Raw genomic sequence first — 18,341 nt, 5'->3', positions numbered from 1 at the left:
GTATCGGCAGCTTTCAGCCAAAGACGTTTATCTAGCTTCCCTCGGACTATAATTCCGACGAGAAAGGCGCATTGATGCCTACCCACCTGACCGTCTACTACAACACCCGCTGCCCCGTTTGCGACGCCGGCATCGACTGGCAGCGCAACAAGCTGCTGGCGCTGGTGCGGGCGGGCATGGTCGAATTCACTGACATCAACGAGCAGCCCGACGCGCTGGCGCATTTCGGTGCTTCGCTCGATGACATCAGGCGGCGCCTGCACGCGACCGATGAGACCGGACGCCTCATCGTCGGCGCGGATGTCGCGATTGCGCTCTGGCGGTTGACGCCGGGGGAGGGGTGGCTTGCGGCGCTATCAGGCAATCGCGTGGCGTTGCCGGTCACGCGGTTTGTCTATGACCGGTTTGCCGATCTGCTGTTTGCCTGGAATAGATGGAGCGGGCGCTGGTGAGCGCCTGCCTTAGCCCGCCTACTTCTTCTTCGCCCCGACCCGCTCGATCCGCTTGATCTCCAGCACGGGCTTGCCGCTCTTCTCCGCGATCTCGCGGTCCTGCTCCATGATGAAGGCGCGGGCGGGTTCGTCGCCGTCGAGACCGCCGAGCAGCTCGGCTGGCACGCGGCGGTTGGAGCGCTGGGAATCGTCGGCATAGACGACGTTGAAGAAGGCGAATTCGCCTTTGGGGTTGGTTCCGGGTTTCTTGGCCATGGCGGCTTGTCCTCGATCAGGACGCCGCAGTCAAATGACTTTCGGGTCGTCGCCACGCCCTTCAATAAACGGCGGGCCGAAGCCCGCCGTTTATCTCTTCAGCGTCGCCCGGGGCTGGCAGGGCGACAACCTAAAATAGAAGGCTATCGCTTGCGCGCTGCGATGGCAAGGCAAATCGTCGCGTGACGATGTCGCAGCAGGCGCATCAGATATGCAGCTGATGGTCATCGCGAGTTCCCACAAATTTCGAAAAGCAGATGCTTTGGATCATCGAAGTATTTTGTTCATCTTGCCGCGCGCTCGCAACGCAGCGAGAGCGCGCGGGCGTCAACGTCTGGAGCTTGCGATGTTGGCACAATACCACTGTTTTGCCCGACAGTCAACGTTGATTCGGAAAAAACGTAAGTGTCATCGCGGGACGTCTACTGTGCATGGGGTTGTTTTGCAGTTTTTGTTTCGGCGCCGTCGGTCGGGGGCACCGATATCATTGATCTGGTCGCTTTGACGGTCGCGGCGTTCCCGGGCATGATCCTTAGCACTGCTTCGCACTGGGATTCTCTGGGGGTTTGCTCCACATGCCGAGACTGCTTCTCGCCGCCGCCTTCGTCGTGTCTCTCGCCGGCGGATCGGCGCAGGCCGCCCGCTGCGGCGGCGACTTCAACGGCTTCATCGCCAGCATGGCGCAGGAGGCGCAGGCTGGCGGCGTCTCGGCAGGCGTGACCAATGCGGCGCTCGGCGGCGTGACGCCCGACCCTGCGGTTCTCGCCTTCGACCGGCGCCAGCGCTACACCTTCAACAAGACCTTCGAGCAGTACGTCTCGACCCGCGTCGGCCCCGGCCGCATCAATGGCGGGCGCGCGCTGCTGCAGCGTCATGCCGCGCTGCTGTCGCGCATCGAGCAGCAGTTCGGCGTGCCCCGCTACATCCTCGTCGCGATCTGGGGCCTCGAGAGCGATTTCGGCAAGGGCGACACCGGCAAGCTGCCGGTGATCCGTACGCTCGCGACGCTCGCGCATGATTGCCGCCGCACCGATCTGTTCCAGGGCGAGCTGCTCGCCGCGCTCAAGATCGTGCAGCGCGGCGACCTGCCGCTGCGCGACCTCATCGGCGCCTATGCCGGCGAGATCGGCCAGACCCAGTTCCTGCCGTCGTCCTACATCAAGTACGGCGTCGATTTCGACGGCGACGGCCATGTCGACCTCCGCCACAGCATCCCCGACGTGCTTGCCTCGACCGCGAACCTCCTGAAAACGAGCGGCTTCAAGATGGGCCAGCCCTATGGCGAGGGAACGCCGAACTTCGAGGCGATGCGCGAGTGGAACCGCGCGGTGGTCTATCGCAAGACGATCGGTTATTTCGCCGACCGGCTGATGGGGCAGTGAGGGCGGCACCCCGCCAGCCACACTCGTCATTGCGAGCGCAGCGAAGCAATCCAGAGTCTTTGCGCGGAGACAGTCTGGATTGCTTCGTCGCTACGCTCCTCGCAATGACGGTGGAGAGACATTGCCTCCCCCAACTCACGTCCCCTTCGCCATCTTTTCCAGCTTCCGCTGCAACGGCGCCCAATACGTCCCAGGGCGGAAGCGCTGCAGCAGGTCCATGAAGCGGGCGTCGTTGCCGATCAGGATGCGCGGCTCGTTCCGCTCGATGCCCCTGATGATGCGCAGTGCGGCGTCCTTCGGCGAGGTCTTCGCCGCGTTCTCGAACCGCTCGATCGATTGCGCGCGGCGGGCATTGTCGGTGATGCCGACGCCTGTGCGGGCGTTGCGCGCGATCGCGGTGGCGACGCCGCCGGGATGCACGACCGACAGCTTCACCGGGCTGCCCGCGACGCTGAGCTCGTGCCGCAGGCTCTCCGAGAAGCCGCGCACCGCGAACTTCGCCGCGGCGTAGGCCGATTGGCCCGGCGGGGCGATGATGCCGAAGATCGAGGAGAGGTTGACGATGTGCGCCTCGCCCATCGTCTTCAGATGCGGCAGGAAGGCGCGCGTGCCGTGCACCACGCCCCAGAAATTGATGTCGAACAACCAATCCATCTGGGACTGGTCGATCTCCTCGAACGAGCCCATCAGCGCAACGCCGGCATTGTTGACGACGATGCCGAGGGCGGGATGCGCGGCGATGGCCTCGCTTGCGAATTGCGCGATGTCATCAGGCTCGCCGACGTCGACGCGATGCAGGCTGACCTTGCGCGTTGTTCCGATCTCTGCTCCGAGCGCCTTCAATCCGCCCTCGTCGCGATCGGCCAGCGCGAGGTCGCAGCCGCGTTGCGCGAGCTCGATCGCCAGTGCCCGGCCGATGCCGCTCGCGGCTCCCGTGATGGCGGCAGCGCCCCGAATCGTCGTCATGAATTTCCCCCGTCAAGCCCCTGATGATGGAACTATGCTTTACATTTTTTCAGAATGGAACCGAACCGTAGCGGGTCTCGGTTTTTAACATTCGTTATGGAGGCAATGCATTGGGAGCCGCCGATGGGACAAGCGACGCCATTTCGCGCGACAGCGCTGATCGTTGAAGACGACGCCATGCAGCGGGAGATGCTTTGCGTCCTGCTGGAGGAGAGCGGCTATCAGGTCATCCAGTGTGAAAGTGCCGAAGCCGCCGAGCGCGTTCTCGACAACAACGCCGGCGCGCTCTGCCTGATGCTGACCGACGTCCAGCTGGCCGGCCGCATGAACGGCGTCGAGCTCGCGCATGTCGCCAAGGACCGCAATCCGAAGCTCGACGTCGTGGTCACCTCGGGCCGCCCCTTGAAGCAGCCCTTGCCCGACGGCGCCAAGTTCTGGGCCAAGCCCTGGGCGCCGCTCGACGTGCTGCGCGAGGCCGAGATCGCTCAGCTGTCCTGACGCGCTCGCTTTCTCGCAGCGCGCTGCGGTGATAAGGTCGGGCCATGACCTGGTCCTTCCTGCTCACCTCGCTCATCGTCGTCGCTTCGCCCGGCACCGGCGTGCTCTACACGCTGGCCGCGGCGTTGACCCGCGGTTCGCGCGCCAGCGTGGCGGCCGCCTTCGGCTGCACGCTCGGCATCGTGCCGCACATGGCGGCGGCGATGCTCGGCCTTGCCGCCGTGCTCCACACCAGCGCGCTCGCCTTCGCCGCACTGAAATGGTGCGGCGTCGCCTATCTGCTCTACATGTCCTGGCAGGCGCTGCGCGAGACCGGGGCGCTGGCGGTTGGCGGCGAGATCACGGAGCGATCGAGCAGCCGGGTCATCGTCACCGGCTTCCTGATCAACATCCTCAATCCAAAGCTGTCGATCTTCTTTCTCGCCTTCCTGCCGCAATTCATCGCGGCGGACGAGGCCCATGTGCTGGCGCGCATGCTGGAATTGAGCGGCGCCTTCATGGCGATGACCTTCGCGGTGTTCGTCCTCTACGGCTTCTGCGCTGCCGCGGTGCGCGAGCGCGTCATCTCCCGCCCGGCCGTCATGGCCTGGCTGCGCCGCAGCTTTGCCGCCGGCTTCGCCGCACTCGGCGCCAAGCTGGCGTTGTCGGAGCGGTAGCTCTTCCTTCACCTCTCCCCGCTTGCGGGGCGAGGTCGGATTGCATCGAAGATGCAATCCGGGTGAGGGGGGCAGATATCTCGACCGCCGCGCGTGTGGATAGAAGCCCCTCACCCCACCCTCTCCCCGTAAGAACGGGGAGAGGGAGCGAGAGAGTGGAGCGGGTCCAATCCAATAAAAAAGCGGGCCTTGCGCCCGCCAATTTCGATCGACCCGACGCCCGGGCGGAGCTGAGTCCACCCGGGCAAAGAAACAGAAGCCTCGTTACTTCTTCTTCGCCTTCTTGGCCTTTTTCGCCTTCTTCTTCGCCGCCTTCTTCGCTTTCTTAGCCATAGTATCCTCTCAAGGGTTAATGGTGGAACGCGACACGAGGGATGCTCGGCGGAGGGCCAGCCTCGCAACATCCTCGACGACAAACTCAGCAGATTCGGAGGCGGCTGCCCCGCGTCGTCACATCCGTGTCATCCTGTTATCCACAGCTCAGATGCATTTTCGGCTGATTTTTGGTCGCGAATCCGCCTCACGCGCCAGCACGGCCATCGGCGGCGACAGACTTAACGATCCGACAATGGCGCGTGTCGTTCATGAATCCAAAACCAAGGGCGCGTTTTCGCAGGTCGCAGTGAGACTCCATTAAGCGCAACCGTCGCATTGTCTTCCGCAAGAAAACGGGGATGGGTCATGGACGGACGGCTGCCGGGAACGGGGGGCGGGACGCGGCGCGTGCTGTACGCGCCATGCTGAACGTACCGACATTGTGGACGGTCTTCGTCGTCAACTTCCTGGCGCTCGGCGTGATCTGGGCCTACGTGACGCGTTCCTATCCGAATTTCGCGGCTGCGCGGTTCTGGATGGCATCGGCCTTCGTCGGTGCGGCCGGCGCGATGACGGCCTTGATCCGTCTGTTCGTCGCCTCTCCCCTGCCGCTGCTGCTCGGCGCTGGCGGCGTCATCGCTGCGAGCTGCCTAGCCGCCATGGGCATTCAGCGCTTCTACGATCGGCCGGTGTCGTGGCGCCTGATGACCGCGACGGGGTGCTTGAGCCTCGTCGGCGTCGTGGTCTTCATGGTCGGCTTCGAGCACATGCAGCTGCGCATGCTGAGCTACACGTTCGGCCAGGCCCTGCCGCTGGTGCTGGCGCTGCGTCTGTTGTTGTCGCCGGAAGGACGCGTCAGTCCGGGCGCCAAGCTGTCCGGCATCGTCATCCTCAGCATCATCGCGATTCTGCTCGTGCGCACCGTGGGCAATCTGCTCGGCTACGATCTCTCGGCGCGCGCCGGCGGCCAGGCCCATGCCATCATGGTGCTCGGGCTGCTGTTCCTGTCGATGACCCTCAATTTCGGCTTCCTGCTGATGGCGATGGACAGCTTGCGGGGCGAGGTCGCCGACCTCGCGCTGCTCGACGATCTCACCGGCGTCGCCAACCGGCGGCATCTGCTGCAGCGTCTGTCCGAGGAATGCGCACGGTCGGAGCGCAGCGGCGAGCCGTTCTCGCTGCTGGTGATCGATCTCGACGGCTTCAAGACCATCAACGACACCCATGGCCATGCCGCCGGCGATGCCTGCCTCAAGCACTTCACCCTGATGGCGCAGACCCGCCTGCGGCCCGGCGACATGCTCGCCCGCACCGGCGGCGACGAGTTCTGCGTCGTGCTGCCGTCCTCGTCCCTGCGCGAGGCTGCCGCGATCGCCCGCCGCGTGCTCGAGGTCTGCCGTCAGGACGCCGCCAGCTGCAGCGGCCGCGACATTCCAATCGCGATCTCGATCGGGGTTGCGGAGTGGGATCGCGGCATCGGCGCATTCCCCGACCGGCTGATGGCCAATGCCGACCACGCCCTCTATGCCGCCAAGAAGAACGGCAAGAACGATTTTGCGGTCTATGACCCCGCCCCGCCGCTGGCGCCCGAGGCTGTCGGGACGGTGCGGACATTCGCGTAAAGCCTGTTAGGCTCGGCGTCGCATGGGGCCCTGCATGATGATGTTTCGCCTGCTCGCGGCTGTCCTCGCCGCTCTCGTTCCGATCGTCCCCGCCGCTGCTGCGGATGCCGAGCTCGCCAGGCTCGCGCGCGCCTCCGGCACGCCCGACATCCCCGGCCTGAAGATCGTCTGGCTGGCGCCCTGGGGCGAGGTCCGGAACGCAAGACCCTGGCGCAACATCATCGTGCACCAGACCGAGGGACCTGCGGGCTCCGCGCGCGGCGGCGCGCAGGCGCAGGCGAGGAACCCGATGCGGCGCGGCGTTACGGTCTGGGTCGAGACCGACGGCACGGTCTATTGGGCGGTCGCCGAGAACCTCGTGCCGACCCACGGCGACGGTGCCAACCGCAATGACAACAAGTACATCGACAACCGGCCGACCTACCGCCAGGTGGTGCGCGACAATTCGATCGGCGTCGAGTTCGCCGGCAATTATCCCGACGTGACGGCGGGGCCGACCGAGGCGCAGGTCGCGGCGTGGAAGATCCTCGTTCAGGTGCTGCGCGCGCGCTACGACATCCCGCCCGAGCGCGTCTATGCGCACAACTGGATCGACTACAAGGACGCGCGCTATTGCGAAGGCTGCATCCTCGCGACGATGGCACGGGAATGGGGCGAGTAGGCGGTGTGCCCGCGCACCCCGCTATCGGGTGCAGCTCCCATCACAGCAACAAAAAAGCCGGCGTTGCCGCCGGCTTTCTGTCTCTTTCGATCCGCCAATCTCTGGCGCCGAACCGCCGCGCTTAATGCGCGGCTTCCAGCGCGGCCTGTTCGGCCTTTGCGATCGTGCCCTTGACCGCGGACTGCACCTTCTCGAAGGCGCGAACCTCGATCTGGCGGACGCGCTCGCGCGACACGCCGAACTCGGCAGCAAGGTCTTCCAGCGTCATCGGCTCATCGGCGAGGCGGCGGGCTTCGAAGATGCGGCGTTCGCGCGGGTTGAGCACGCCCATGGCGCCGTTCAGCGCGTCACGGCGGTGATCATATTCCTCGTGCTCCGCCATCATGGCTTCCTGGTTGGGCGTGTTGTCGACCAGCCAGTCCTGCCATTCGCCGGCTTCGCCGTCGTCGCGGATCGGTGCGTTGAGCGACGCGTCGCCGCCGAGGCGGCGGTTCATGTCGATCACGTCCTGATCGGTGACGCCGAGGCGCTTGGCGATCACCTTGACCTGGTCGGGGCGGAGATCGCCTTCGTCCAGTGCGTTGATCTTGCTCTTCGCCTTGCGCAGGTTGAAGAACAGTTTCTTCTGGTTCGCGGTGGTGCCCATCTTCACGAGCGACCACGAACGCAGGATGTACTCTTGAATCGACGCCTTGATCCACCACATGGCGTAGGTGGCGAGACGGAATCCCTTCTCGGGTTCGAAACGCTTCACCGCCTGCATCAGGCCGACATTGCCTTCCGAGACGACCTCGGAGATCGGCAGGCCGTAGCCGCGATAGCCCATGGCGATCTTGGCCACGAGGCGGAGATGGCTGGTGACGAGTTGGTGCGCCGCGTCGCGATCGTCATGCTCGCGCCAACGCTTGGCGAGCATGTACTCCTCCTGCGGTTCCAGCATCGGGAACTTGCGGATCTCGGCGAGGTAGCGGGAAAGGCCGGATTCTCCATTGAGGACCGGCAAAGCAGCGGTACGGGCCATAGTGCGCCCTCCAAAAGGTTCAGGCCCCCGATAGCGGCGGGCCAGGCAGACGACCGCTGTGTTAAAGCCGGCCGTAGCTGCGATGTTCCGCGTTGGTGATTTCAACGCAGGCGCAATATACCCCATCGGGGGTCAAAAAGGGAAGGATTGCTGACGTCACGTCCCCGTGTGGCTGCTATAACTTTTTGTAATGTAAAGGCTTTCTGAAGCGGCCTGCGTCATAGCGCCGCTTTGAGGGTGCGTTCGAGGAGAAGCAAATCCTCCGGCAAAGGCGCCTCCCAGTGCAGTAATTCTCCCGTCCTTGGGTGCTCCAATACCAGCAGGTAAGCGTGTAAGGCCTGCCGCCCCAGCGCCGCCAAAGCTGCCCGCGACTCGGGGCCGAGCTGGTTGGCCTTGGTCTTGAAATGCGGGCCATAGACGGCATCGCCCATCAGCGGGTGGCCGATATGGGCGAGATGGACGCGGATCTGGTGGGTGCGGCCGGTCTCGAGCTCGCAGGCGAGCAGGGCGGCGACGCCCTTGCCGTCGCGCCCATGAAAGCTCTCCAGGATTTCCCAATGCGTCACCGCCTCGCGGCCGCCCTGGCGCACTGCCATCTTCTCCCGCGCATGCGGATGCCGGTCGATCGGCGCATCGACGGTGCCGCGATGCCGGTTCGGCACTCCCCAAGCAAACGCCATGTAGCCGCGCCGCATCGCGCCGGTTCGGCCGTGGTCGGCGAACTGGGCCGACAGCGAGGCATGGGCGAGGTCGTTCTTGGCGACGACCATCAGCCCCGTCGTGTCCTTGTCCAGCCGGTGCACGATGCCGGGCCGGCGCACCCCGCCGATGCCCGACAGCGAGGCGCCGCAATGGGCAATCAGCGCGTTCACCAAGGTGCCGGTCTCGTGGCCGGCCGCGGGGTGGACCACCAGGCCCTTGGGCTTGTTGATGACGATGATGTCGTCGTCCTCGAACACGATATCGAGGGCGATATCCTCCCCTTTGGGCTCGGCGGGCGCGGCCTCCGGCACGTCGATTATGATCGTATCGCCGGATGCGACGTGATAAGCGGGGTCGCGGACCGCGGAGGCCTTCAGGTGCACTGCGCCCGCCAGGATCAGGGCTTTCAGCCTCGATCGCGACAGCTCCGGCAGGCGCGCCGCCAGCACGCGGTCGAGCCGGGGCGAGCCCTCGGAGCCGGCGACGACAACCTCCAACCTTTGCGCTGACCCAGAGCTTTCCATGACGACGTCTGATACCGCTGTTCCCGAACCGACCCCCGAGCAGGCCGTGCTGTTCGCGCGGGTGCGGCGGATGATGCTGATCGCGGGGTTGACCACGGCGCTGGCGATCTGCGCCGTGCTGATCGCGGTGGGCTACCGCCTTTTCAAGTCCGAGGGAAGGGCGGCCGAGCCGGCGGGCGATGTCACCGCCACCCTGCCCAAGGGCGCCAAAATCGTCTCGACCGGGGTCGCCGGCGACCGCCTCGTGATCACGCTGGATCTCGGCGGAATCACCGAGATCCGTACCTTCGACGCCCGCACATTGAAGCCGGCCGGCCGGCTGAAATTCGCCAATGAGCCGTAAAAGGCCCGTCGGGGTCCTTGCGGCGGACAAATTTCGAGGCTATTGGCTAGCCCTCACGCTCCCTTCGTCTAGCGGTTAGGACGCGGCCCTCTCAAGGCTGAAACAGGGGTTCGATTCCCCTAGGGAGCGCCAAATTCGCGATATCCCAGCGCAAAACGCAAAATAAGCCATATCGCGACGTTGCTTCTGCGTCGCGCGATGTTGCATGAGCGCATGAGTTCGGCTCCCCTTTCCGCCTGTTCGAGCGGGGGATCGCGAGAGGAGCCTTGGCCATACCCTGGCCACAAGTTCAGTGATGCGCCGAAACGCTCCTGACGGTCTCGGTCAGCATATCACCGGACGCGGAATGGCTGACGTCACCAAGGCTGATGATGCCGACCATCCGCTTGCTCTTGTTGATCACCGGCAGCCTGCGGACCTGCAGCTTCTCCATGTGATGCATCGCCTTGGCGAGGTCATCGTCCTCGCGGCAGCAATGGATGCCTTCGGTCATCACGTCACGTGCCTTCGCGCGGCCGGCATCGAAGCTGTGGCTCGCGAGTCCTTTGCAGACGATGTCGCGGTCGGTCACCATTCCGACCAGCTTGTCGTCCTCGCCGATCGGAATGCAGCCGATGTCATGCGCCCGCATCAGTTTGGCTATCTCGGTGATTGGCGTATCGGGGCTGACCCAGTCGACACCCTTGTGCATCACGTCTTTGACTTTCATGGCGAGCCTCCGTTCGTGGGTTTCAAGTGCGTTGATGCAATCAATGCAGCGGCATCCCCAATCTTCCGAACTCCGACCAGGCAAGCGCAGAAACTCTCGCCGCCACCTGCTGATCAGTATGACGGCGACCTCGCGGCCAGGGTTCCCGCCCAGGATCGCAACGGCAATGGGCGGTCTCCAAAAAATCCTCAGTCATGCGCGCTGAAGCGCCCATGCGGTGCGTTGGCCATCAGGCGCGCAAACTGCGCGTGACCCATATGGAGCAGCGTCTCATGATCGCCGGCTTCCATATAGATGTCCGGCTGTGCCTCGATGCTGTCGTCGACGATCGTTTCCAATCCGTAGCATTTGCCGACGGCGGGAACCGCACCGTGTGCACAGTCGCTGAACAGCCGATTGACCTCGGTTTCATTGGCCATGTGGACATTGTCGCCGAGGCTTGTCCTCAGGTCCGCCAGACGGAGATGATGCGAAGCGGGCAAGATCGCCAGCATGTATCCGCCGTCGCGCCGCAACACGATGCCCTTGGCGAGGCGGTCGCCCGGGATATGGCATGCCTCGGCCGTTCGAGCGGACGTCATGCTGAGTTCGTGCGGGATCACCTCGTACTGGATGTTCTCAGCGGCGAGGTATTTCTGGAGCGTGGGAGCAATGGCCATGGCATCACCTCCGATGCGGAATGCAAACCATCCACCGTGAGGTCGATCCTGCAGTCTCTCGCCATACGATGGGCGGCTGCTGACTAGAGACCCAACATAGGTCTTCCATCCGCAAGCTGCAATTCATCATGGTTGACCAACTTCATGGCGAGATGGTCAGCCAATCGTACGGTCCAGCGGTGGAGAGTATGGTGATGCCGCACTGCGCTTCCTCCTTCGAACCGGCGCCGCTGCGCTCCGTTTGGTGACAGCAGGCATCGTCGGAATTATATAGCAATTTCAATGACATAAGCGTTTGCGATGTTGTTCTGAAAAGCGCGCCATCAAATCCTAAGCCATTGAAAACCCGCACACTCTAGGCAACCATGTGAGCCTGGAGAGACCGCCTTGTTGCACGTAGCTCACAAGGTGGTCCGCTAATGGTGCTCGCGGTCGTGACATGGCAATCCTGATCCCGAGTCTCGGCTTCGCGCGCTTCGACAGCCGTGGGGAGCTACGACTGGCGGAACGACTGAAGGACTTCCTCGAAGAGAACGCCGTCGTTTGGCACAACCTGCCTGTCGGGCCTCGCAACCGGCACCCGGATTTCATCATCATTCATCCCGCGAACGGCCTGCTCGTGCTCGAGGTGAAGGACTGGCGCCTGGAGACGATCGTTTCGGCGGACAAGACGAAGGTCGAGCTGCTGACAAGTCGTGGTGAGGTGCGGGAAAGCAATCCGCTGGAGCAGGCTCGCAAATATACGTTCGAGGTCGTGCGAACGCTGGAGCGCGACGGGCAATTGTTGTTTCCGCGGGGGCATCGCCTCGCGGGCCGGTCCATCGTTCCGTTCGGCTTCGGGGCCGTGTTCACCACCATCACGCGCAAGCAGTTCGACCAGACCGATCTCAAGGAGGTGTTCTCCGAGCATCTCTGCCTGTTCAAGGACGAGATGACCGAGGGCGCGGACCCCGAGGAATTCCGGTCGAGATTATGGCGCATGGTTCATCCGCGTCTCGAAGAGCCGCTGTCCATGCCGCAATTCGACCGCCTGCGCGCGCTGCTGTTTCCGGAGATTCGCATACGGCAGATTGCCCTGCCTTTGGACGATGCGCCTCGCGCCGATTCTTCGGATCGCACGCTTGCGGTCATGGACCTGCATCAGGAGCAGTTCGCGCGCAGCCTGGGCGAGGGGCATCGCATCATTCGCGGCGTCGCCGGATCGGGCAAGACCCTGATCCTCGCCTTTCGCGCCGAGTATCTGGCGCGAGCGGCGGCAAAGCCGGTGCTCATCCTGTGCTACGCCAACGGCATTGCCGGCCGGCTCGAGGATGCCATGCAGAGCAGGGGCGTCGAGGACCGCGTTCAGGTTTTCACCTTCCACTCGTGGTGCTACCGGATGCTGCGGACTTACGGGATTCCCGCCCCATCCGAGCGAGATTATCCAGACTACGCAGAGCGCCTGGCTGCGAGCGTTTCAGAGGTCGTGAAGGCGGTCGATCAAGGCCATATCCCGGCAGAGCAGTACGACGCCGTCCTGATCGACGAGGCACACGACTTCGAGCCGCAATGGCTCGCGCTTGCGGCCAAGATGGTCAACCCCCGCACCAAGGCGCTGATGGTCGTCTACGACGATATCCAGGCCATCTATAAGGGGCGTGAGCGCCCGGTGTGGAGCCAGCTCGGCATTGAAGCCAAGGGCAGAACGACCGTCTTGAAGGTCAACTATCGCAACACCGCCCAAATCGTTGCCTTCGCAAGACGGTTCGCCGCGGACGTCATCGGCGCTCCCGGCATCACGGCCGACGACGAGCACGCCATCCTGCTGCCGGAAGATGCGGGCCGGCAGGGATTGGAGCCGGACGTGCGGCGGTGCGTGAGCATCGACGCAGAAGCTCACTGCGTCGCCGAGTGGTTTCTCGACCGCAAAAAAGCCGGCTACGAGTGGTCGCAGATGGCGTGTCTCTACCCGGAGCACTGGATCGGCGGGCGGGTCGCGCAGATTCTCGCCAGGCATGGCGTGCCGATCGACATGGCCAAGGACAATCGCAACAGGGTTTCGGTCAAGCGGGTGGCCGTGCGGTTCTTGAGCATGCACAGCGCGAAAGGGCTGGAGTTTCCCTGCGTCGCCATTGCCGGCTTGGGCCTGCTCGGCCGCCACGGCGAGACCGTCGAGGAATGTGTCCGCCTGACCTATGTCGGGGTCACCCGGGCAACTCACGAGGCGCTCCTGACGTATTCGAGCGAGTCGGCATTGGTGCAGCGCCTGATCGCTTAGACGAATGCGTGCAGGCGCTGTTTCACGCCGTCGTGCCGTCGATCGAGCGGCGGATCACCTTCTGCACTTCCGTATTCGACAGGAACAGATCGTGGTTGATGATGCCCCAGCCTTCCTGGGAGGCATCGACCACGCGCACACCGAGCCCCGCGATGGCGGCCTTCTCGGCCGCGCCGACGCGGGTCATGCCGCCTGCGAGCTGCCCCGACAGTGCCAGTGCACGATCGTTGGTCGAGGCGATCACCGTGATCTTGCCGGCGAGCGGACCGATGCGCTGGATCGCCGACGAGAACACGTCCATGTCGATGTCGGGCGCGGCAAACACCACCGCGCCGATCTTGCTCGTCACTGTGTCGCCGTATCGCCCATGGAGCTGGCGCAGGCTTTCGAGCGTCAGCATGGTTCCCATGCTGTGCGCGACGATGTGCACGCGGCCGCCGCCTGGCGCCGACACCAGCGCAGAGAGCACGCGCTCGAAATTGTCGCGCGACCACATCGCGCTGTCGCGGTCATAGGCATAGTCGAACAGTCCTGCCTTGGATGGCCAGGAGAATGCCATGGTCCGGCCGCGGAACTTGATCCCATCGGAAAGATGGGCCGCATCCAGCACCGCCGTCTCGAATGTCTGCTTGAAGCCGTGCACATAGATTAGCACGTCTCCTCCGCCGGCCTGCGCAGCGAGATCGCCGGCGTCAGTCGCCACCGGCTCGATCCGGTCAAGACGCCAATCCTCGAGTCCAACCGAGGCGAGGGAAAGTCGGCTCTCGTCCGGCGCCGCCAGCTTCGCCCGCGCGACCGTCATGCTCGTCGCACGCTCCGGCCCGAACCAGGGTTTCGCGCGGGCACCGTTGACGGGCTTGCGCGTGGTGACGACAAGCAACGTGGGGTCAGCGGACAGTGACGATGCGTCAAAGCGCGCCCCGGTCGCACCAAGCCCGGCGCATCCGCCGAGCGCGAGCGCGCTCCCTGCCGACAGGAGTCCGCCGAGAAACGCGCGGCGCGAAACGGAATGATTTGTGTGTAGAAGACGTCGGCCTATCACAAGGAACCCATCGGAACTTGCCCCCGACAGCATCGCCCCATCTGCTCTCTGAATGACAATGGAGGCGAGATCGCGGCGGAGCCGCCTCGCGCATGTCATGGCGTTCAAGTGAATGCCGGGTCAGTCGACGATCTCGATGGCATGGATCTGGCACCAGTCGCGTAACGCCCGCTCCGTCGCCTTGTTGCGGTAGTGATGCCAGGCATCGATCGCTCCTCGTCGGGAGAGCAGGCCCTTGAACTTCTGATAGGCGCCGCGTTTGCTGAAGATGTAGCGAACGTCGTCGAGATCGTTCGGCAGGAACTCGCGGACGAAGGCAATCACGAGAGGCTTGCCCAGGTCGAGGTCTCGTGTGTTCGGGATCTTCAAGTATTTGGTCTGGTCCTCAATATCGTCAGGCAGGTCGTCATCCTCGATCTCCTCCAGGTCGTCCTGATCGAACTGGTAGTAGATCTTTCCTGTCTGCCTGCAGACGAACGTGTGGCATTGCCCCATGCCGCCGTCGATGTCGGCAAATTCAAAAGCCTGGACGATGTCTCCGAATTTTACGGGCATGGGACACCTTGCCAACGGAACGACGGCGCAATGTCTGCGATCGACCCGAAGAGTATAAGCGGATCGTCCTTCGAGGCAATGAACCCTCCCAGTGTCCAGAAGGCAACAGCCCCGGCGTCGACGGGCAAAACACCCCGATCCGCTGTCAATCCCTCCCGCCAAAGATATTCCACTTTGCCGAAATTCTCCCAGCACGGACCTGCCTCCAGCAAGCATGCCGCCTCGGCGTCCGTGGTGGTGGCCGTTCTCCCCAGAATCTGCACTATGCGTTCCGCCTCCGAAGCTGCTGCCGGGCCTTTGGAGATTTGGCAATTTGCTTTTCGGAGTGACGAGATGAGTGGTTTGGTGATCTCTGGCGGCCGGGTGGTGGATCCCGCGAGCGGGATGGACGCCGTCGGTGATGTGGCGGTGGTGGACGGCAAGGTCGCCGCCATGGGCACGGGTCTCGGCGACGCCGAGCGGGTGATCGACGCCACAGGCCTCGTGGTGGCGCCCGGCTTCATCGACCTGCACGCCCATGGCCAGTCGATCCCGGCCGACCGCATGCAGGCCTTCGACGGTGTCACGACGACGCTCGATCTCGAGGCCGGCGTGCTGCCGGTCGCGTCCTGGTATGAGCGCCAGGCGCGGAAGGGCCGCGTGCTGAACTACGGCGCGGCCACCAACTGGGCCTTTGCCCGCATCGGCGCGATGACGGGCTCCAACGCGGAGAGCTCGCTGGAGGCGTTCGGCAACGCCATGCGCGATCGCCGCTGGATGGACAACGTCGCGACCGATGCGGAGGTCGCAGGCATTCTCGAACGTCTCGGGCGCGGCCTCAACGAGGGCGGCATCGGCATCGGCATTCTCAACGCCTATGCGCCCGGCGCCGGCGTGCAGGAGCTGACCGCGGTGTGTCAGCTCGCGGCCGCCAATGACGTGCCGACCTTCACCCATGTCGCCTTCATGTCGCGCATCGATCCCGAGAGCGCGGTGGAAGCCTATATCCGCCTGATCGGCTATGCCGGCGCCACCGGCGCGCACATGCACATCTGCCATTTCAACTCGTCGAGCAAGACCGACATCGAGCGCTGCCGCGTGCTGATCGAAAAGGCGCAGGCGCAAGGACTGCCGATTACGGTCGAGGCCTATCCTTACGGCACCGGCTCGACCGTGCTGGCCGCCGCCTTCTTCAGCGATCCCAAATTCGTCGAGCGCAACGGCACTGGCTACGATTCCGTGCAGCGCGTCACCGACGGCTACCGCTTCCACGACCGCGAGGAGCTCCTGAAGGCGCAGGCCGAAGAGCCGTCCTCGCTGGTGCTCTGGCACATCCTCGACACCGAGAACAATGCGCATCACCGCGACCTGCTCGACATGTCGGTGCTGTATCCCGGCGGTGCCATCGCCTCCGACGCGATGCCGTGGACGCTGTCCGACGGCTCGACATATACCGGCGACGCCTGGCCGCTTCCGGATGACGCCACCTCGCATCCGCGCTCGGCGGGCTGCTTCACGAAGTTCATCCGCGAATGGGTGCGCGAGCGCAAGGCGGTGTCGCTGCTGGAAGGCGTGCGCAAATGCGCGCTGATCCCGGCCGAGATCCTGTCGCAGAGCACGCCGGCGATGCGCGCCAAGGGTCGGCTTACGAAGGACGCGGATGCCGACATCGTCGTGTTCGACTATGAGAAGCTCTCTGACCGCGCTACCTTCACGGCGATGAACCGTCCGTCGGAAGGCGTGCGGCACCTGATCGTCAGCGGTCAGCCGTTGATCAGCGACGGCATTCTCGATGTGACGGCGCGGCCGGGAAGACCGGTGCGTCGCCCCGTCGTGGAGAGCTGAGCCATGCCGGTCCCGGTTCTCCTGGTGACGGGTTTCCTCGGGGCCGGCAAGACCACCTTCGTCAACCATCTGCTGGCGCATGCGGACGGGCGGCGCATCGCCGCCGTCGTCAATGATTTCGGCGCCATCAACATCGATGCGGAGCTGATCGCGGGCGCGAGCGACGGCGTGGTCAGCCTCGCCAATGGCTGCATCTGCTGCTCGCTCGAGGGCGATCTGCTGCGCACGCTCGCGACGCTGCTGCGCCGTGATCCCAAGCCCGACTATATCGTCATCGAGACCAGCGGAGTCGCCGATCCCGCCGACATCGTGCGCAACCTGATGGACCCGGTGATCCTGCGCGAGGCACCGCTGGAGACGGTGCTCTGCGTGATCGACGCGGGGACACCGCCATCCGCCCTGGACGACGCGCTGCTGCGGTCGCAATTGCGCGTCGCCGATATCGTGGCGCTCAGCAAGCTCGATCTTGCGGACGCGGGCGCGGGAACGCGGATGCGCGAAGCCATCCGCGCCCAGCGGGTCCCCGCCGTAGTGGTCGAGGCGAACCACGGCGAAGTTCCGTCTGCGCTGCTGTTTCCGGCGAACGACGGCCGTGCGTCCACCCCGCGCGAGGTGGGACCGAAACGACCTGCGGAAGAGCGATTCGAGACGCTGAGCTGGACCTCGGACAAGCCGGTCTCTCTGCCCGGCCTGCAGCAGGCCATCAGCCGCCTTGCGCCGAAGCTGGCGCGCGCCAAAGGCCTGTTCGAGACGGTCGAGCAGCCCGGCCGCATGATGGTGTTTCAGTTCGCCGCCGGCCGCGCCACGCTCGCGCCAGGCGAGGCGCCGCCGCAAGGCGTGCCGCGGACACGGATCGTCTTCATCGCCGAGCTTGGCGTGCTCTCGAAAGCCGAGCTTGACGGGATCATGGAGGGGTGTGTTGCGGGGGGCTGAGGCAAGGCGGTAGGGTCAACTGCTACCCCCTGGAGGCACCGCCCCCTTCTCTTGCTGCGTCGATCCGAGACCGAACAATGCCCCCAAATATCCCACCCGCCCCCGCCGATGCCGCCGCGCGCCGCGCCGCCAAGCCGGCCATCGTCTATCCCGCCGGGACGATGCCCGGGCCGGATATGGCCACGCTCGAAGCTGCCCGCCGTGCGATGATCAAGACGCACGAGCTCATCGTGCCGCCACGCGATGCCCGTGCCTTTCGCGTGGCGCGCGGCCAGTTCTTCCGCATCGTCAGCATCGAAGGCCCTCAGGTCGGCGACCTCAATCTCTGGAACGCGGACAATCTCTCCGAGCGCTTCTTCAGCGGCAAGACGCGGGCGCTCCATGGCACGCATGTCGGCATCGGTGACCGGCTCTGGAGCAATATGCCCTATCTTCGGCCGATGGCGACCATCAGTCACGATACGCTCGGCTGGTACGGCTTCGACGCGGACGGCGCCGGCATTCACGATGTGATCGGCACGCGCTGCGATCCGTATACGAATCTCCTCTTGAACGGCACGGCTTACGATTTTTGCTGCCACTCCAACCTGTCGCGTGCGCTGGCGACCGAACTGAAGATGGAGCCGCATGCGGTGGAGCATCATGTCCACGACGTGCTCAACGTCTTCATGTGCACCGGCTTCACCAAGGACACGCACCAGTATTTCATGAAGGCAAGTCCGGTCCGTCCCGGCGACTTCATCGAGTTTTTCGCGGAGATCGACCTGCTCGGCGCGTTGTCGGCCTGTCCGGGTGGCGACTGCAGCGCAACCCATTCCAGCGATGCCGCGGCATGCCATCCGCTCAAGATCGAAATCTTCGAGTCGGATCGAACGACCCTGAAGGGCTGGACCTGGCCCTCGCCGAGTGCTTATCACCGTCACCACGGGACGCATGCGGGAAGCTGAATCTCAGTCCTCGACCGG

Annotated in this window: 19 protein-coding genes, 1 tRNA gene and 1 pseudogene; 13 read left to right on the top strand and 8 right to left on the bottom strand. The window is 64.4% G+C overall.

Annotated features, from left to right (window positions below):
• Positions 1–74 precede the first annotated feature (74 nt).
• On the top strand, positions 75–452 hold the full coding sequence (locus AB7M16_RS13485) for a thiol-disulfide oxidoreductase DCC family protein (RefSeq protein ID WP_453944189.1): 378 nt from the start codon (positions 75–77) through the stop codon (positions 450–452).
• Between the two features lie 18 nt (positions 453–470).
• Here the strand turns inward: AB7M16_RS13485 and AB7M16_RS13480 are convergent, their stop codons facing one another.
• On the bottom strand, positions 471–707 hold the full coding sequence (locus AB7M16_RS13480) for a hypothetical protein (protein WP_212259907.1): 237 nt from the start codon (positions 705–707) through the stop codon (positions 471–473).
• 575 nt (positions 708–1,282) lie between these two features.
• On the opposite strand from AB7M16_RS13480, the gene AB7M16_RS13475 reads away from it, so the two are divergent.
• A complete protein-coding gene (locus tag AB7M16_RS13475) occupies positions 1,283–2,089 on the top strand; it encodes a lytic murein transglycosylase (RefSeq protein WP_453944188.1) in 807 nt (268 codons plus the stop codon).
• A 135-nt stretch (positions 2,090–2,224) separates the two neighbouring features.
• Here AB7M16_RS13475 and AB7M16_RS13470 read toward each other — a convergent pair whose 3' ends face one another.
• Entirely contained in the window at positions 2,225–3,055 is an 831-nt protein-coding gene (locus AB7M16_RS13470; RefSeq protein WP_453944187.1) for an SDR family NAD(P)-dependent oxidoreductase, read from the bottom strand.
• Positions 3,056–3,178: 123 nt separating this feature from the next.
• On the opposite strand from AB7M16_RS13470, the gene AB7M16_RS13465 reads away from it, so the two are divergent.
• The 4 genes from AB7M16_RS13465 (at position 3,179) to AB7M16_RS13450 (ending at position 6,807) form a co-directional block, all read left to right on the top strand.
• Positions 3,179–3,553, top strand: a complete 375-nt coding sequence (locus AB7M16_RS13465) for a response regulator (RefSeq protein ID WP_172789018.1) — start codon at positions 3,179–3,181, stop codon at positions 3,551–3,553.
• Between the two features lie 44 nt (positions 3,554–3,597).
• Positions 3,598–4,209: a LysE family translocator gene (locus AB7M16_RS13460; protein WP_212259901.1), complete on the top strand. Its 612-nt coding sequence runs from the start codon at positions 3,598–3,600 to the stop codon at positions 4,207–4,209.
• Between the two features lie 737 nt (positions 4,210–4,946).
• Positions 4,947–6,146 carry a GGDEF domain-containing protein gene (locus AB7M16_RS13455; protein ID WP_172789020.1) on the top strand — a complete coding sequence of 400 codons (1,200 nt, stop codon included), beginning with the start codon at positions 4,947–4,949 and terminating at the stop codon, positions 6,144–6,146.
• Positions 6,147–6,180: 34 nt separating this feature from the next.
• Positions 6,181–6,807 carry a peptidoglycan recognition protein family protein gene (locus AB7M16_RS13450; protein ID WP_453944186.1) on the top strand — a complete coding sequence of 209 codons (627 nt, stop codon included), beginning with the start codon at positions 6,181–6,183 and terminating at the stop codon, positions 6,805–6,807.
• Positions 6,808–6,928: 121 nt separating this feature from the next.
• On the opposite strand, the gene rpoH is transcribed toward AB7M16_RS13450, so the two are convergent.
• Positions 6,929–7,828 (bottom strand): RNA polymerase sigma factor RpoH, encoded by a 900-nt coding sequence (gene rpoH, locus AB7M16_RS13445; RefSeq protein WP_172789022.1) that lies wholly within the window; start codon positions 7,826–7,828, stop codon positions 6,929–6,931.
• 218 nt (positions 7,829–8,046) lie between these two features.
• Complete coding sequence (locus AB7M16_RS13440; protein ID WP_172789023.1) at positions 8,047–9,054, bottom strand: RluA family pseudouridine synthase; 1,008 nt, start codon at positions 9,052–9,054, stop codon at positions 8,047–8,049.
• Here AB7M16_RS13440 and AB7M16_RS13435 point away from each other — a divergent pair.
• Both AB7M16_RS13435 and AB7M16_RS13430 read left to right on the top strand, forming a co-directional pair.
• Positions 9,053–9,397, top strand: coding sequence for a hypothetical protein (locus AB7M16_RS13435; RefSeq protein WP_453944185.1), 345 nt, complete (start codon positions 9,053–9,055; stop codon positions 9,395–9,397). The genes AB7M16_RS13440 and AB7M16_RS13435 overlap by 2 nt on opposite strands.
• Before the next feature lie 57 nt (positions 9,398–9,454).
• A tRNA-Glu gene (locus AB7M16_RS13430) sits at positions 9,455–9,529 on the top strand.
• 157 nt (positions 9,530–9,686) lie between these two features.
• Here AB7M16_RS13430 and AB7M16_RS13425 read toward each other — a convergent pair.
• Together AB7M16_RS13425 and AB7M16_RS13420 are read right to left on the bottom strand one after the other, a co-directional pair.
• Positions 9,687–10,106 carry a CBS domain-containing protein gene (locus tag AB7M16_RS13425; protein WP_212259892.1) on the bottom strand — a complete coding sequence of 140 codons (420 nt, stop codon included), beginning with the start codon at positions 10,104–10,106 and terminating at the stop codon, positions 9,687–9,689.
• A gap of 188 nt (positions 10,107–10,294) precedes the next feature.
• Positions 10,295–10,765 carry an aminoacyl-tRNA deacylase gene (locus tag AB7M16_RS13420; protein WP_172789025.1) on the bottom strand — a complete coding sequence of 157 codons (471 nt, stop codon included), beginning with the start codon at positions 10,763–10,765 and terminating at the stop codon, positions 10,295–10,297.
• 439 nt (positions 10,766–11,204) lie between these two features.
• Between AB7M16_RS13420 and AB7M16_RS13415 the strand changes: the two are divergent.
• Both AB7M16_RS13415 and AB7M16_RS13410 read left to right on the top strand, forming a co-directional pair.
• Positions 11,205–11,471: pseudogene (locus tag AB7M16_RS13415) on the top strand (nuclease-related domain-containing protein); the annotation flags it as partial.
• A 138-nt stretch (positions 11,472–11,609) separates the two neighbouring features.
• Positions 11,610–13,022 carry a DEAD/DEAH box helicase gene (locus tag AB7M16_RS13410; protein ID WP_453947178.1) on the top strand — a complete coding sequence of 471 codons (1,413 nt, stop codon included), beginning with the start codon at positions 11,610–11,612 and terminating at the stop codon, positions 13,020–13,022.
• 22 nt (positions 13,023–13,044) lie between these two features.
• On the opposite strand, the gene AB7M16_RS13405 is transcribed toward AB7M16_RS13410, so the two are convergent.
• Together AB7M16_RS13405 and AB7M16_RS13400 are read right to left on the bottom strand one after the other, a co-directional pair.
• Positions 13,045–13,998 carry an alpha/beta hydrolase gene (locus tag AB7M16_RS13405; protein WP_453947177.1) on the bottom strand — a complete coding sequence of 318 codons (954 nt, stop codon included), beginning with the start codon at positions 13,996–13,998 and terminating at the stop codon, positions 13,045–13,047.
• Positions 13,999–14,184: 186 nt separating this feature from the next.
• Positions 14,185–14,619 (bottom strand): hypothetical protein, encoded by a 435-nt coding sequence (locus AB7M16_RS13400; RefSeq protein WP_453944184.1) that lies wholly within the window; start codon positions 14,617–14,619, stop codon positions 14,185–14,187.
• Between the two features lie 333 nt (positions 14,620–14,952).
• Between AB7M16_RS13400 and AB7M16_RS13395 the strand changes: the two genes are divergently transcribed.
• The 3 genes from AB7M16_RS13395 to AB7M16_RS13385 all read left to right on the top strand — a co-directional run bounded on the left by AB7M16_RS13395 (position 14,953) and on the right by AB7M16_RS13385 (position 18,323).
• Entirely contained in the window at positions 14,953–16,443 is a 1,491-nt protein-coding gene (locus tag AB7M16_RS13395) for an amidohydrolase family protein (RefSeq protein WP_439364593.1), read from the top strand.
• Between the two features lie 3 nt (positions 16,444–16,446).
• Complete coding sequence (locus AB7M16_RS13390; RefSeq protein WP_453944183.1) at positions 16,447–17,376, top strand: CobW family GTP-binding protein; 930 nt, start codon at positions 16,447–16,449, stop codon at positions 17,374–17,376.
• Between the two features lie 77 nt (positions 17,377–17,453).
• Positions 17,454–18,323 (top strand): urea carboxylase-associated family protein, encoded by an 870-nt coding sequence (locus AB7M16_RS13385; protein ID WP_453944182.1) that lies wholly within the window; start codon positions 17,454–17,456, stop codon positions 18,321–18,323.
• The last annotated feature ends 18 nt before the right edge of the window (positions 18,324–18,341 follow it).

The organism is Bradyrhizobium sp. USDA 372, from assembly GCF_053629095.1.
The sequence above is the reverse complement of the archived record's forward strand: the minus strand, read 5'-3'. Positions and strand labels throughout refer to the sequence as shown.